This window comes from Cellulomonas oligotrophica (genome assembly GCF_013409875.1).
In the GTDB taxonomy this organism is placed as follows: Bacteria; Actinomycetota; Actinomycetes; order Actinomycetales; family Cellulomonadaceae; genus Cellulomonas; species Cellulomonas oligotrophica.
This window is the reverse complement of the sequence record NZ_JACCBK010000001.1, coordinates 2,425,639-2,439,663: the sequence shown is the minus strand read 5'-3', so window position 1 is coordinate 2,439,663 and position 14,025 is coordinate 2,425,639. Positions and strand designations below refer to the sequence as shown.

12 protein-coding genes are annotated in these 14,025 nt (G+C 72.6%); 8 read left to right on the top strand and 4 right to left on the bottom strand.

Features of this window, described 5'->3' with window-relative positions:
* Window positions 1-55: 55 nt before the first annotated feature.
* Both dnaN and dnaA read right to left on the bottom strand, forming a co-directional pair.
* Window positions 56-1,186, bottom strand: a complete 1,131-nt coding sequence (gene dnaN / locus BKA21_RS11065) for a DNA polymerase III subunit beta (RefSeq protein WP_140458242.1) — start codon at window positions 1,184-1,186, stop codon at window positions 56-58.
* A 684-nt stretch (window positions 1,187-1,870) separates the two neighbouring features.
* A complete protein-coding gene (dnaA, locus tag BKA21_RS11060; RefSeq protein WP_140458241.1) occupies window positions 1,871-3,478 on the bottom strand; it encodes a chromosomal replication initiator protein DnaA in 1,608 nt (535 codons plus the stop codon).
* A 542-nt stretch (window positions 3,479-4,020) separates the two neighbouring features.
* Here dnaA and rpmH point away from each other — a divergent pair.
* The 8 genes from rpmH to BKA21_RS11020 all read left to right on the top strand — a co-directional run bounded on the left by rpmH (window position 4,021) and on the right by BKA21_RS11020 (window position 11,596).
* Window positions 4,021-4,158 carry a 50S ribosomal protein L34 gene (gene rpmH, locus BKA21_RS11055; RefSeq protein ID WP_043601468.1) on the top strand — a complete coding sequence of 46 codons (138 nt, stop codon included), beginning with the start codon at window positions 4,021-4,023 and terminating at the stop codon, window positions 4,156-4,158.
* A gap of 11 nt (window positions 4,159-4,169) precedes the next feature.
* Window positions 4,170-4,538, top strand: a complete 369-nt coding sequence (gene rnpA / locus BKA21_RS11050) for a ribonuclease P protein component (RefSeq protein WP_140458240.1) — start codon at window positions 4,170-4,172, stop codon at window positions 4,536-4,538.
* 10 nt (window positions 4,539-4,548) lie between these two features.
* Window positions 4,549-4,845 carry a membrane protein insertion efficiency factor YidD gene (yidD, locus tag BKA21_RS11045; RefSeq protein ID WP_140458239.1) on the top strand — a complete coding sequence of 99 codons (297 nt, stop codon included), beginning with the start codon at window positions 4,549-4,551 and terminating at the stop codon, window positions 4,843-4,845.
* Between the two features lie 19 nt (window positions 4,846-4,864).
* Window positions 4,865-5,935, top strand: coding sequence for a membrane protein insertase YidC (gene yidC, locus BKA21_RS11040; RefSeq protein ID WP_140458238.1), 1,071 nt, complete (start codon window positions 4,865-4,867; stop codon window positions 5,933-5,935).
* Window positions 5,936-5,981: 46 nt separating this feature from the next.
* The gene (locus BKA21_RS11035) at window positions 5,982-6,485 is read left to right on the top strand and encodes a Jag family protein (protein ID WP_140458237.1); all 504 of its coding nucleotides are present in this window, start codon (window positions 5,982-5,984) and stop codon (window positions 6,483-6,485) included.
* Window positions 6,486-7,033: 548 nt separating this feature from the next.
* Window positions 7,034-7,711 (top strand): 16S rRNA (guanine(527)-N(7))-methyltransferase RsmG, encoded by a 678-nt coding sequence (rsmG, locus tag BKA21_RS11030; protein ID WP_239073030.1) that lies wholly within the window; start codon window positions 7,034-7,036, stop codon window positions 7,709-7,711.
* Between the two features lie 1,453 nt (window positions 7,712-9,164).
* Window positions 9,165-10,178: a ParA family protein gene (locus tag BKA21_RS11025; RefSeq protein ID WP_275406429.1), complete on the top strand. Its 1,014-nt coding sequence runs from the start codon at window positions 9,165-9,167 to the stop codon at window positions 10,176-10,178.
* Entirely contained in the window at window positions 10,175-11,596 is a 1,422-nt protein-coding gene (locus BKA21_RS11020; protein WP_140458235.1) for a ParB/RepB/Spo0J family partition protein, read from the top strand. The genes BKA21_RS11025 and BKA21_RS11020 overlap by 4 nt, the downstream gene beginning before the upstream one ends.
* Before the next feature lie 96 nt (window positions 11,597-11,692).
* Here the strand turns inward: BKA21_RS11020 and BKA21_RS11015 are convergent, their stop codons facing one another.
* On the bottom strand, window positions 11,693-12,661 hold the full coding sequence (locus tag BKA21_RS11015) for a D-alanine--D-alanine ligase family protein (protein ID WP_140458234.1): 969 nt from the start codon (window positions 12,659-12,661) through the stop codon (window positions 11,693-11,695).
* Between the two features lies 1 nt (window position 12,662).
* Complete coding sequence (locus tag BKA21_RS11010; RefSeq protein ID WP_140458233.1) at window positions 12,663-14,009, bottom strand: aminotransferase-like domain-containing protein; 1,347 nt, start codon at window positions 14,007-14,009, stop codon at window positions 12,663-12,665.
* Window positions 14,010-14,025: the final 16 nt, after the last annotated feature.

The window sequence follows — 14,025 nt, the reverse complement described above, 5'->3', positions numbered from 1 at the left end:
GGTCGCCCGGGCGGCGAGGACTCCTCGTGCGGGCCCCGACGGACGGGGCCCGGCCTCAGCTCGCGAAGCGGATCGGGACCAGCAGGTAGCGGTAGTCCTTGAGGTCGTCGCCGTCGAGCGACTCCTGACCCGTGAACTCCACCGGCTTGTTCGGGTGCGTGAACGACAGCCGGACGAACGTCGTGTCCAGCGCGCCGAGCCCGTCCAGCAGGAACTGCGGGTTGAACGCGACCGAGATGTCCTCGCCGACGAGCGTCGACTCGAGCGCCTCGGACGCCTGCGCGTCGTCGCCCTGGCCGGCGTCGAGCACCAGCTGCCCCTCGGCGAACGACAGCCGGATCGGGGTGTTGCGCTCCGCGACCAGCGCGACGCGCTTGGCGGCCTCGGCCAGCTGCTGGCGGTGGACGATCGCGTGGATCGGCGTCTCGTCGGGGAACAGCCGTCGCACCGCGGGGTAGTCGCCGTCGACGAGCAGGCTCGTGCTCTGGCGGCCCCCGGCCTCGAAGCCGATGAGGTCGACGCCCCCGCCGGTGGACAGCGCCACGGACACCGAGCCCGCACCGCCGAGCGACTTCGCCGCGTCGGACAGCGTGCGCGCCCGGACCAGGGCCACGGCGGACAGGTCGGGCGTCGCGGGCTTCCAGGTCATCTCGCGCAGGGCGAGCCGGTACCGGTCCGTGGCCAGCAGCGTGACCTTCTCGCCCTCGATCTCGACGCGGACGCCGGTGAGCAGCGGCAGGGTGTCGTCGCGGCTCGCGGCGACCGAGACCTGCGCGACGGCGTGGGTCAGGTGCTCGCCGTCCACGGTGCCCGTCACGGGCGGCATCACGGGGAGCGCCGGGTAGTCCTCGACCGGCATCGTCAGCAGCGTGAAGCGGCTCGCCCCGCACGTGACCTGGACCTTCGTGCCGTCCAGCACCACGTCGACCGGCTTGGCCGGCAGCGCGCGGGAGATCTCGGCCAGCAGACGCCCGGAGACCAGGACGGTGCCGGGCTCGCTGACGTCGGCGGGGAGCTGCGCACGCGCCGAGACCTCGTAGTCGAAGCTCGAGAGCTGGATGGTCCCCGTCGTGTCCGCCTCGATGCGGACACCGGCCAGCACCGGGACGGGCGGCCGTGTGGGGAGGCTGCGTGCGGTCCACGTGACGGCGTCGGCGAGCACGTCACGATCGACCCGGAACCTCATGCGTCACCCCTCGTCGTCGTCGCCCGTGCGGGGCACCGTCCCACCGCTCACCAGGCTCCTGCGAAGACTACGCGACGTCCCCTGCCCCGCAGCGCAGGTGGTCGACCCCGGCCTGCGCGTCGTCGGTCGCCGGCCCAACGTCGGTGGTCTGCCCCCTTCATCTCTATGTTCCGTCATCGTCATAGGGCCTGTGAGTTCTGTGGATTTCGTGTCTTTCCGCAGGTCAGGCCCACTTTTGCCTGTGGAGCTGACCTGTGGGTGACGAGGGCTCGTCGGTGGACGCCTGGGGACGGCGCGCGACTCGTCCCCAACCGTCCCCAGATGAGGCATGTGCCCTCCACAGGAACGGAGGGGGTCATCCACCGTCGTCCACAGGTCTGTGCACAGGTGTGAGTAGTCATCCCATGCCCGATTTCTGCTGGTAGCGCGTTCCTGCTGCGGACATCCCGTGTTCTCCCGGGGAGGGGGTGCAGGGCGTCGCCCGTCGGGGCTCGCGCGGTGTCGACGTCGACAGCAGGCTGGCATCGCCCCAGGTCAGGCCGGAGCGGCGACGGGGACGACGGAGCGCAGGATGGCGCAGGCAGCACGATCCCGAGGTGTGACCTTCGTCCCCAGGCCGTGGGGAAACCTGTGGATAAACACCCGCTCCCGGTGGACGACGGGTCGGGGCACGGAGGCGGCGGATCAGCCGCGGTGCTGCTGCTTGATCCGGTTCGTCAGCTCCGTGACCTGGTTGTAGATCGACCGGCGCTCGGCCATGAGCTCGCGGATCTTGCGGTTCGCGTGCATGACGGTGGTGTGGTCGCGGCCGCCGAAGGCCTGCCCGATCTTGGGCAGCGACAGGTCGGTCAGCTCGCGGCACAGGTACATGGCGATCTGCCGGGCGGTCACCAGCACGCGGGAGCGGCTCGAGCCGCACAGGTCCTCGATGCTCAGACCGAAGTAGGCGGCGGTCTGCCCGATCACCGTCGTCGCGGTGATCTCCTGCGTCTGGTCGTCGGTGATGAGGTCCTTGAGGACGATCTCCGCGAGCGTCACGTCGACCTGCTGCCGGTTGAGGTTCGCGAACGCGGTGACCCGGATGAGCGCACCCTCGAGCTCGCGGATGTTCGTCGAGATCTTCGACGCGATGTACTCCAGCACGTCGTGCGGGGCCTGCAGGCGCTCGCTCGCCGCCTTCTTGCGCAGGATCGCGATGCGGGTCTCGAGGTCCGGAGGCTGCACGTCGGTGATGAGGCCCCACTCGAAGCGCGAGCGCATCCGGTCCTCGAAGCCGTTGAGCTGCTTCGGCGGCACGTCGGAGGTGATCACGACCTGCTTGTTCGCGTTGTGCAGCGTGTTGAAGGTGTGGAAGAACTCCTCCATCGTCTGTTCCTTGCCCTGCAGGAACTGGATGTCGTCGATGAGGAGGACGTCCACCTCGCGGTACCGGCGCTGGAAGGCGCCCGCCCGTCCCTCGGAGATGGAGTTGATGAAGTCGTTGGTGAACTCCTCGGAGTTCACGTAGCGCACGCGCACGGCCGGGTAGAGGTTCTGCGCGTAGTGGCCGATGGCGTGCAGCAGGTGCGTCTTGCCGAGCCCCGAGTCCCCGTAGATGAACAGCGGGTTGTAGGCCTTGGCCGGGGCCTCGGCCACCGCGACCGCCGCCGCGTGGGCGAAGCGGTTCGAGGACCCGATGACGAAGGTCTCGAAGAGGTACTTCGGGTTCAGACGCGCCGGCTCGGCGGCCGCCGTGCGCCGCGCGGCGCTGAGGTCCTCGACGGCGCGCAGGGACGCACGGTCGCCGGGCATCGGTCCACGACCGTCGTGGCGGGCATCGTCGTCGAACGCGTCGTCGCGCCCGTGGAGCTGCCTCGGCTGGCCGGGATGCTGCTGGGAGAGGTGCTGCTGACCGTTGCGGCCGTCGTGCGAGCCGTCGTGCCCGTCGTGGCCCAGCCGACCCGGGGCCCCGCGCTCGGACGCGAGCGCGTCGGACGCACGGACCGGGGGAGCGGGGACGACCCGCAGCGCGGGCGGGACGTCGCTGGCGATCTCGGGGTCGACGGTGATCGCGAACCGGGCCTCGCGGTCCAGCGCCTGGCTGAGCGCACCGGTGACCTCGTCGCGCACGCGCGTCTCGAGGTACTCCTTGGTCAGGTCGTTGCCGACGGCGAGGATCATCGTCCCGTCGAGGATGCCCAGCGGGTGGGCCAGACGGACGAACGCGAGCTGTCGCGGCGTGATGTCCGGGCTCGCCTCGAGGGTCTGCACGACGTGCCCCCACACGCGGGCGGGTTCTTCGTCCTGTGACACGTCCTACCTCGGGGTGCTCGTCCAGCGGGCTGCGAGTGTGGCACCGCCCGGCGTTGTCCACAAAGTTGTCCACACCTGTGCGTTCGCCGACGAGCGCCGTTCCGGGCTGTAGCGGAGGCGCTCCGGGTCGGCGGTCGACCGGTGGCCCGGCTCCGCACCACCGACCGGTCGGGCGCCGCCCAGGGTGGCACGTCGTGCGCGGGCCGCGCGAGCCCCCCCAGGGTGACGAGGACCGATGCTAGACCCCGCGGGGTGGGTGAAGAAGCCCGCGCACGGGTGAGTCGAACCGCACGTCCGGGCAGGTCGCGGCGCGGGGCGCGGTCGGGGAGCGCCGCAGGTCAGCCGATCGTCGACTCGGTCACACCGTCCGCGTTTGACCGGCCAGCGACGGCTCGCGTAACGTGGCCCAGCCTCCTGACGGCTCCTCTCGGCGCGCCCAGACGCCAGCCCCTGCTTCGGCAACGGGTTCCCGGAGCGGTCGACCGGCACATGGACCTGGTCGCGCACCCCTGGGCGGCCGTACCGAGACCTTGGAGACCGTCGTGACCAAGCGCACCTTCCAGCCGAACAACCGGCGCCGCGCCAAGACCCACGGCTTCCGCCTGCGCATGCGCACGCGAGCCGGCCGCGCCATCCTCGCGGCGCGCCGCCGCAAGGGGCGCGCCGAGCTCTCGGCCTGACACCCCGCCCGGTGCTCCCCGCAGCGCACCGGATGCGCCGGTCTGCCGACTTCGAGCAGACGGTGCGTCGCGGGGCGCGCGCCGGACGCGACACACTCGTCGTGCACCTCACGACCACGACCGACCCCGGCCCGCCGGTGGTCGGTCTTGTCGTGTCCAAGGCCGTCGGGAACGCCGTGGTCCGCAACCGCGTGAAGCGTCGGCTGCGGGCGCTCGTCCGGCCGCGGCTGGACTCGCTCGACGCGGGCACGCTCGTCGTCGTCCGGGCTCAGAGCGCCGCGTCGACGGCGACGTCGGACCAGCTGGCGCGAGACCTCGACGGCGGGCTCGGCCGGGCGCGCGACCGCGCCGCACGGCGTGCCACGGGGCACGGGCGATGACGTGGCGGCGATGACCGTGCGCCGCGCGGTGACCGTGGTCCGCCGGATCCCTGCGACGCTGCTGCTGGCGCTGCTGCGGGTCTACCAGGTCGTGGTGTCGCCGATGACGCCGCCGACCTGCCGCTTCTACCCTTCCTGCTCGCAGTACGCGGTCGTCGCCGTCCAGCGGCACGGCGCGCTGCGAGGCACGTGGCTGGCGATCCGCCGGCTGCTGCGCTGCCACCCCTGGAACCCCGGCGGCGTCGACGACGTTCCACCGGCGCGCCCTGCGCACCGCCACCACGACGCGGCCACGCCCGCTCACTGAGCTCCGAGGAGCCTTCTTCATGGACTGGATGGACGGCCTGCTGTTCCCGATCATGGCGGTGGTCGCCTGGATCATGGTGCAGTTCCACGACCTGCTCAGCGCCGCCGGCCTCGACCCCGCGGGCGGTGCCGCCTGGGCGCTGTCCATCGTCGGGCTCGTCATCGTGATCCGGATCCTGCTGATCCCGCTCTTCTTCAAGCAGATCAAGGCCTCGCGGGGGATGCAGCTCATCCAGCCCGAGATGCAGGCGCTGCAGAAGAAGTACAAGGGGCGCACCGACCCGGCCTCCCGCGAGGCGCAGAGCCGCGAGATGATGGAGCTCTACCGCAAGCACGGCACGAACCCGTTCGCGTCCTGCCTGCCGCTGCTGCTGCAGTCGCCGATCTTCTTCGCGCTGTTCCGCGTGCTGTACGAGCTCCCGCGGCTGGCCGAGGGCACCTACCCGCGTGCCGACGCGATCGGCCCGATGACGCAGGAGCTGGCGGCGCAGGCCGAGCAGGCGACGATCTTCGGGGCGCCCCTCGCAGGCACGTTCATGCAGGCGAACGGCGTGTGGCAGATCCAGCTGGTGACCGTCGTGCTCATCATCGCTATGTCGGCGACCACGTTCCTCACGCAGCGGCAGCTGACGATGAAGAACATGCCGCCGGCGGCGCTCGAGGGCCCGATGGCCCAGCAGCAGAAGGTGCTGCTCTACGTCCTGCCGCTGATCTTCGCGTTCTCGGGCGTGAACTTCCCGATCGGCGTGCTCATCTACTGGACCACCACGAACCTGTGGTCGATGGGCCAGCAGTTCTACACGATCCGGCGCATGCCGGCGCCCGGCTCCGCGGCGGAGGCGGCGCTCAAGGCCCGCAAGGCCCGCAAGGCCGCCTCCCGTGGCGAGGTCGCCGAGACCGTCGAGGGCACCACCGCCGTGATCGAGGAGCGGCCCCGCAGCGGCCAGCGGCAGCAGCCGAAGCGCAAGGACCGTGCGAAGGGACGTCCGCAGACCGCCGCCGGACAGGGCCCGGGGACCGACGCGAACGGCAGTGACGACGCGGGACCGACCGCGGGCGACGACGGCACGACGCCCACCGGCGGGCGCTGACGTGACGACGGACCAGAGCGCGCAGGCGCGACGAAACGGAGATGACATGGGTGCGACGCAGCCCGAGGTGGCCGCAGACGTGAAGCGCCTCGAGGAGGAGGGCGAGATCGCCGCCGACTACCTCGAGGAGCTCCTGGACATCGTCGACGTCGACGGTGACATCGAGATCGACGTGGAGCACGGACGGGCCGCGGTCGAGATCGTCTCGGACGAGTCGGAGGACCGCAGCCTGCGGCGCCTCGTCGGCCCGCACGGCGAGGTGCTGGACGCGCTCCAGGAGCTGACGAGGCTCGCGGTCCAGGCCCGCACGGGGGAGCGCAGCCGCCTGATGCTCGACGTCGCCGGTCACCGGGCGGCGCGGCGGACTGAGCTCGTCGCGATCGCCGAGGAGGCGATCGGTCGGGTGCGATCCGAAGGTGCCCCCGTGGCACTGCGTCCCATGAACCCGTTCGAGCGCAAGGTCGTGCACGACGCCGTTGCCGCCGCTGGTCTGGTGAGCGACTCGGACGGCGTCGAGCCCGATCGTCACGTGGTGATCCACCCGGCGTGACCTCGCGCTCCAGGCAGACGAAGGCGGGTGCCCCCGACAGGGGCGCCCGCCTTCGTCGTGAGACGCTCACCTCGCGGACGATGTTCCACGTGAAACGGCTCGTCGCGGGGTAGGGCTAGGAGGTCCTGGAGCGCCGCGCCAGGAGGGTGAAGGCGGCAAGGCCGGCGGGGCGGGCGGGCATCCCCGTTCTCCGTGGAACATGCGGGCACCCCCGTTCCACGTGAAACAACGGGGTTCCGGCGCGCCTGCGGGCGTCCAGGGAGCGCGACCAGGGGAGCGTGCCTCACCGACGAGGTCGCGCCTCACCGCCGAGGCCGGCGCAGCCGGGTGCACGGCGGATGTTCCACGTGGAACGGCCGGACTGCAGCCCGGGCGGCCATCGGTCGACGCAGAGATCGGACCATTCGCCCACCTGGCGCGTCGCGCGCGCGTGGCGCCGGGGCTGCGTTGCACTGCGGGGTACCGTGAGCGAACGTCGTGCTGCGTCCGTCGCTGCACCCCGAGACGTGGAATGGTGTTTCACGTGGAACCGAGGAGGATGCGTGGTCGTGGCGTCGACGAACGACGGGATCGACGACGTCGAGGTCGATCCTTGGATCGGTGACCCACGGCTCGAGACGTTCTTCGGCCCGGCGTGGCCTGCGGTCGAGGGCTTCCACCGGATGCTGGTCACCGAGGGCGAGCTCCGCGGCCTCATCGGGCCGCGCGAGGTGCCACGCCTCTGGGAGCGGCACCTGCTCAACTCTGCGGCGGTCGTGCCGTTCCTCCCGCAGCGTGGCGTCATCGTCGACGTCGGCTCCGGGGCCGGACTGCCTGGCATCGTCGCCGCGGCCATGCTGCCCGAGGCGGCTGTCGTCCTCCTCGAGCCGATGGAGCGCCGTGTCGTCTGGCTCGGCGACGTGGTGTCCGCCACGGGGCTCGCGAACGTCGAGATCCGGCGCGGACGCGCGCAGGAGATGGACGAGGGCGTGGCCGACGCGGTGACCGTCCGCGCGGTCGCCTCGCTCGACAAGCTCTACCGCTGGACCGCTCCGATCCTCAGGGCCGGCGGGACCCTCGTCGCGCTCAAGGGAGAGCGGGCCGACGACGAGGTGCTCGCCGCGACGCGCGCGGCGAAGGAGACGGGCATGATCGGAGCACAGGTGCGCGCGTCCGAGACGATCCAGGGAGTCGCGGCCGCGCGTGTGGTCACCGCCGAGCGGGGGAGGCCCGGTCGTGTTCGGTAGGAAGAAGCGGCAGGAGCAGGAGCGGCTCGCTCAAGAGGCTCAGCGCCTCCGGGAGGCGGATGCCCGTACCGCCTCGGGCCGCGGGACGCCCTCCGCTGCGGCGACGTCCTTCACGCAGGGTGTCACCGTGCCTGGCGCCGGGGGACAGGAAGGCGACGCTCCCGGCTCGATCGGGGCCCCAGCTCCGGGTCCGGCTGCGGGCGGAGCTGCCGCGCCCGACCACTGGGACGAGCGGGATGCAGCGGGTGGTCCAGGCGATCAGAGCGGTCGCGCGTCGGACGAGGTGGTCGACGGCAGCGGGCTTCGGGGCGGTGAGTCCCGGGCAGCCGGGCTCCGGAGCGGCGAGGGTCCGACGACGCGGGCGCTGATCGACGAACCCCCGGCGCGCACGGACCTGCCGGGCGTGGTGCAGTCCTGGCCCGTCGGCGGTGGCGACGGGACCGGCACGCCCCAGGAGGGACTCGACCGGGGAAGTGCGGGGGAGGACGCCTCGCCCCGGTACCAGGACACCGGAGGCGCCCAGCGCTGGACCCGTGAGTCTGTGGAGTTCGGTGTTTCACGTGAAACGCCACGGCCCACGGCCGAGCCGGGCACCCCGGACAGCCGTCCCGGCGCAGTTCGTGGGCAGCCGGACGACAGAGCACAGGTCGCTCGGGACGAGGGTTCAGACGCTGCCCGCGGCGCATCTGCTACGGCCCGCGTGTTCCCGGACGACGCCGCACCGGGGACGGCATCTCCTGACGCCGCAGCGCTTGATGCCGTCGTTCCTGATGCCCGAGTTCCTGATGCCCGAGTTCCTGATGCCCGAGTTCCTGATGCCGCAGCGCCTGTGGCTCCAGCGCCTGACGCTGCACCGGCGGGTGCCGCTGTAGCGGATGCCGTGATGCCACGCTCCCCGGGCGCGGTCGGTGCCGTACCGAGCGACGGTGCGCGCGACGCGGCGGAGCCGGATCCCGCGGTTCAGGGGGACGCAGTGCCGAGCGAGGAGGCCCTTCGGGATGGGTCTCGCGCCGGCGTGGTCGCCGACGTTCCACGTGAAACGAGCGCCGCCGACGCAGGCACGCGGGCAGCCGGTGGTGATGTTCCACGTGAAACCGGTGCTCATGCCGTCACAGGCAGCGCGGGTGAGGCTCTGGAGAGCCCGGCCGGGGCGTCGGGGGACGCCCGTCCGCGACGGACCGGCGGGCGTCCGCAGCCGGTCTCGGTGGCCCAGCTCGGAGCGGCCTACGCATGGCAGACTGAGGCTCCGCTCGACGGGTCGGAGCCGGCGATCACGCCGCCCCCGCCGGGCGACCATGGCGGATCGCACGACGCCCCCGCTGCGCTGCAGCCCGGGCGCCTCGTGGGAACGTCCCCCAGCGAGACGGACAGAGGAGACGCGGCCCGCGCTGCCGAGGTCGACCGTGAGGCCGGGAGCCTGGTCGACGCGAACAGCCCTGAGCCTGTGACCAGCATGAACGCATCGATCGACGCGGACGACGCCCGTCGGGCCGCCCTCGTGCAGAGCCTGCCCGCCGCGGACGCGGACACCCCGCTGATGGCCGAGCTCCAGCTCGACGCGCGCCGCCGGATCGAGCTGCGCGGCCGACGGTTCCCGCGCCCGCCCGCGACGCGCGTCATCACCGTGGCGAACCAGAAGGGTGGCGTCGGCAAGACGACGACGACGGTGAACCTCGCCGCTGCGCTCGCGCAGGCCGGCCTGCAGGTGCTCGTGCTCGACAACGACCCCCAGGGCAACGCCTCGACGGCGCTGGGCATCGAGCACCGTGCGGGGACGCCCTCGATCTACGAGGTGCTCGTGGACGGTGCGCCGATGCACGGCGCGGTCCAGGAGAGCCCCGAGGTGCCCGGCCTCTGGTGCCTGCCGGCCACGATCGACCTGTCGGGCGCGGAGATCGAGCTGGTCTCCATGGTGGCCCGCGAGACGCGGCTGCGCACCGCCCTCGAGCAGTACCTCCAGTGGCGCAGCGACAACGGGCACGAGCCGATCGACTACGTGTTCGTGGACTGCCCCCCGAGTCTCGGTCTGCTCACCGTCAACGCGTTCGTCGTGGCACGTGAGGTGCTGATCCCGATTCAGTGCGAGTACTACGCGCTCGAGGGTCTCTCCCAGCTGCTCAAGACGATCGACCTCATCCAGGCGCACCTGAATCCCGCGCTCGAGGTGTCGACGATCCTGCTGACCATGTACGACGCGCGGACCAACCTGGCCCAGCAGGTGGCGGACGAGGTGCGGACGCACTTCCCCGAACGGACGCTGCGGACCACCGTGCCGCGGTCGGTGCGCATCTCCGAGGCGCCGAGCTACGGCCAGACCGTGATGACCTACGACGCCGGGTCGTCCGGGGCGCTCGCCTACCTCGAGGCAGCCCGGGAGCTGGCCGAGCGCGCTGCGCCCGGAGCCGGCGGCACGATCGAGACCGTCGGTGCGACCGCAGCCCCGGCCGCGACGCAGGAGGACATGTGAGCGAGAAGCGCCGTGGACTGGGCCGAGGGCTCGGTGCACTGATCCCCACGGGGCTCGACGGCAGCCGGAGCACCGGTGCCGACCGGCCCGTCGACGTCTTCTTCCCCGACAACCGCAAGGCCGCGGCCGCGGCGCAGGCGGCGCAGGAGCAGGCGGCCGTCGAGGCGACCGAGCCCTCCGCCGACGCTGCGGCGAGCACGGACGGGAACGCGGGGCAGGTCACGCCGGGCGGTGCCGCTCCCGACGAGACCACGCCTGACCGTGCGCAGGAGACCAGCCCGGACCACGGGGCGGAGAGTCGTGCGGGCACGGCCGAGTCCGGCCCGGTCGCGGCCGACGACGACGTCACCGCGGCCGCAGACCGGGTGGCCGACGTCGACCAGGCGCGCCACGGGGGAGCGGCCGATGGCACCGAGCACCCGGACGCCGCGTCCGGGACCGCAGCAGCGACGGTGGAGGCCGCCCGGGCGACCGACGGTGCGGCGGTGTCGTCGCAGGTCAGCGGATCGGCCGAGGGCACAGTCAGCACCGGCGACGACGGCCACGTGGCGGCGCCCGCGTCCGACGACTGGAAGGCGGACGTCGCCGACCTCGTGCCCGTGCCGGGTGCCCGGTTCGCCGAGCTGCCCGTGGACGCGATCCGGGCGAACGCGCGCCAGCCGCGGCAGGTCTTCGACGACGACGCGCTGGAGGAGCTGGTCGGCTCGATCCGCGAGCTCGGCGTGCTCCAGCCGATCGTCGTCCGCGACGTGGGTGACGGCTACGAGCTCATCATGGGTGAGCGCCGGTGGCGCGCCACCCAGCAGGCGGGGCTGGAGACCATCCCGGCGATCATCCGCGAGACGGACGACGCGGACATGCTCCGGGACGCCCTCCTGGAGAACCTGCACCGCGCGCAGCTCAACCCGCTCGAGGAGGCGGCCGCCTACCAGCAGCTGCTCGACGACTTCGGCTGCACGCACGACGAGCTGGCCACGCGGATCCACCGGTCGCGGCCCCAGATCTCGAACACGCTGCGCCTGCTGCGTCTGCCGCCCCTGGTCCAGCGTCGCGTCGCTGCCGGCGTCATCTCGGCAGGTCACGCGCGTGCGCTGCTCGGCCTGAGCGACGGGGCAGCCATCGAGAGGCTCGCTCAGCGGATCGTGGCCGAAGGGTTGTCGGTGCGCGCCGTCGAGGAGATCGTCGCGCTCGGCGGTGACGAGACCGCGCCGACCCGCCGCCCCCGGCCGCGGGCAGGGGTGCGCAACGAGGCGCTCGACGAGCTGGCCGGGCGCCTCTCGGACCGGTTCGAGACCCGCGTCAAGGTGGACCTCGGCAAGACGCGCGGTCGCCTCACCGTGGAGTTCGCATCCGTGCAGGACCTGAACCGCATCCTCAACACGCTCGCGCCGGACGACCCGGGTCTGCTCCGCGGCTGATCCGCGGCGGCGCGGCACCCGGTCGGCCCGACGGGCGAGGGCCGGTCGCCGCCCGTTGAGAGCGTCTTGACCAGCGGCAGCGTGCTGACCGACGCCTCAGTCGGTGGCGACGGGCGCTCTCACCGCCGCGTCGACCAGCGCGCGGTAGAGCGTCCCGAGCCCGTGACCTGCGGCGACGGCCGACTGGGGCAGCAGGGACGTCTCCGTCATGCCCGGCGCGACGTTGACCTCGAGGAACCACGGCGTCCCCGCCGGGTCGACGACGAGGTCGGTGCGCGACAACCGCTCGAGGCCGAGCGCCTCGTGCGCGCGCACCGCGACGTCCTGCACGGCCCGTGTCGTCGCCTCGTCGAGCCGCGCGGGTGCGAAGTACCGCGTCCGGCCGGCGTTGTAGCGGGCGTCGTAGTCGTACGGCCCGTCGGTCACGATCTCGACCGGCGGCAGCGCGAACGGCCCGTCGCCGGTGTCCAGCACGCTCACCGCCACCTCGACGCCGACGACCGCCCGCTCCACGAGGGCCGTGTCGGTGTACGAGAAGCACGCGATCATGGCCTGCGGCAGGTCCTCGCGCCGCTCGACAAGCGTGACACCGAGCGCGGAGCCGCCGCGTGAGGGCTTGACGACGAGGGGAAGCCCGAGGCGCGCGACCAGCATGTCGAGGACCGCTCCCGCGCCGAGCTCGCGGAACAGCGACTGCGGCAGCGTCGCGAAGTCCGGAGTCGCGACGCCCTCGCGAGCCACGACCGTCTTGGCGATCGGCTTGCTCCAGGCCACACGGGACGCGCGCGGACCCGTCCCGAGCACCCGCAGCCCCATCATCCGCACGACGTCACGGACCGATCCGTCCTCGCCGCTGGCGCCGTGCAGCACGGGCCAGACGACGTCGGGGGAGAGCTGGCGCAGCGCGGGGACGAGGTCGGCGTCCACGTCGTGCACGCTGACCTCGGCACCCGTCGAGCGCAGGGCCTCGGCGACGCGACGCCCGCTGCGCAGCGAGACGTCGCGCTCGTGGGACAGGCCGCCGGCCAGGACGGCCACGCGGGGGGCGCGAGCAGGGGCGTCCACGTTAGGACACGTCCGGTCCGGGGGTCTGCACGTCGTGGTCGGCCCGGTGCGTCCCGGGGCCGAAGAGGTCGACGAGCTCGCTCTCACCTGCGACGACACCGGCGAGCCGGCGCACACCCTCGCGGATCCGCTCAGGCGTGGGGTAGCAGAACGAGAGCCGCATGTGGTCGGCGCCCCGGCCGTCGAAGTAGAAGGCCGTCCCCGGGACGTACGCGACCAGGGCCGTCACCGCGCGGGGCAGCATCTCGCGGGCGTCGAGGCCGTCGGGCAGGCGGACCCACGTGTAGAAGCCGCCGTCGGGCACCGTCCACGAGGCGGTGGGCATGAGCTCGGCGAGCGCGCCGACCATGGCGTCGCGCCGCTCCCGGTACATCTCGCGGTAGTCCTTGATCTGGGCGCGCCAGTCGCAGGTCTGCAGGTACGTCGAGACGGTGAGCTGCGACGCGTTCGACGGGGAGAGGATCGCGGACTCGCTGGCCAGCACGAGCTTCTCGCGGACGGCGTGCGGCGCCACCACCCAGCCGACGCGGTAGCCCGGGGCGAACGTCTTGGAGAAGGAGCCGAGGTACAGCACGCCCTCGTCGTCCATGGAGCGCAGCGCGGGGCGCGGGTCGCCCTCGAAGCCGAGCAGCCCGTACGGGTCGTCCTCGACGACGAGGACGCCGTGCCGCCGGCAGACCTCGAGCACGCGGGGACGCCGCTCGAGGGCGAGCGAGACCCCTGCGGGGTTGTGGAAGTTCGGCACGGTGTACAGCAGCTTCGCGCGACGGCCCGCAGCGGCGAGCGCGGTCAGCGTCTCGTCGAGGGCCTCGGGCACGAGACCGTGCTCGTCGATCGGCACGTGCACGACGTCGGCCTGGTACGCCCGGAACACGCCCAGCGCACCGACGTACGACGGCGCCTCGGCGACCACGACGTCGCCCGGGTCGCAGAACACGCGCGTGACCAGGTCCAACGCCTGCTGGGAGCCGGTGGTGACGACCACGTCGTCCGGGTGGGCGTCGATGCCCTGGAGCCGCATGACCTCGAGGATCTGCTCGCGCAGCGTCGGGTCGCCCTGCCCCGACCCGTACTGCAGCGCCACGAGGCCGCGCTGCGCGACGACCCGCTGGGCGATGTCGGCCAGCACGTCGAGGGGCAGCCGGTCGAGGTACGGCATGCCGCCCGCCAGCGAGACCACCTCGGGCCGGTTGGCCACGGCGAACAGGGCGCGGATCTCGGAGGCGCGCATGCCGTGCGTGCGCTCGGCGTAGGCGCCGAACCAGGGGTCGAGACGGGTGCCGGTGGCGGCCGCGGACGTGGGGGTGGGTCCCGACGTCTTGCGGTCGGGCTCGGGCACGGAGGTCATCCCCCGAGTGTGGCAC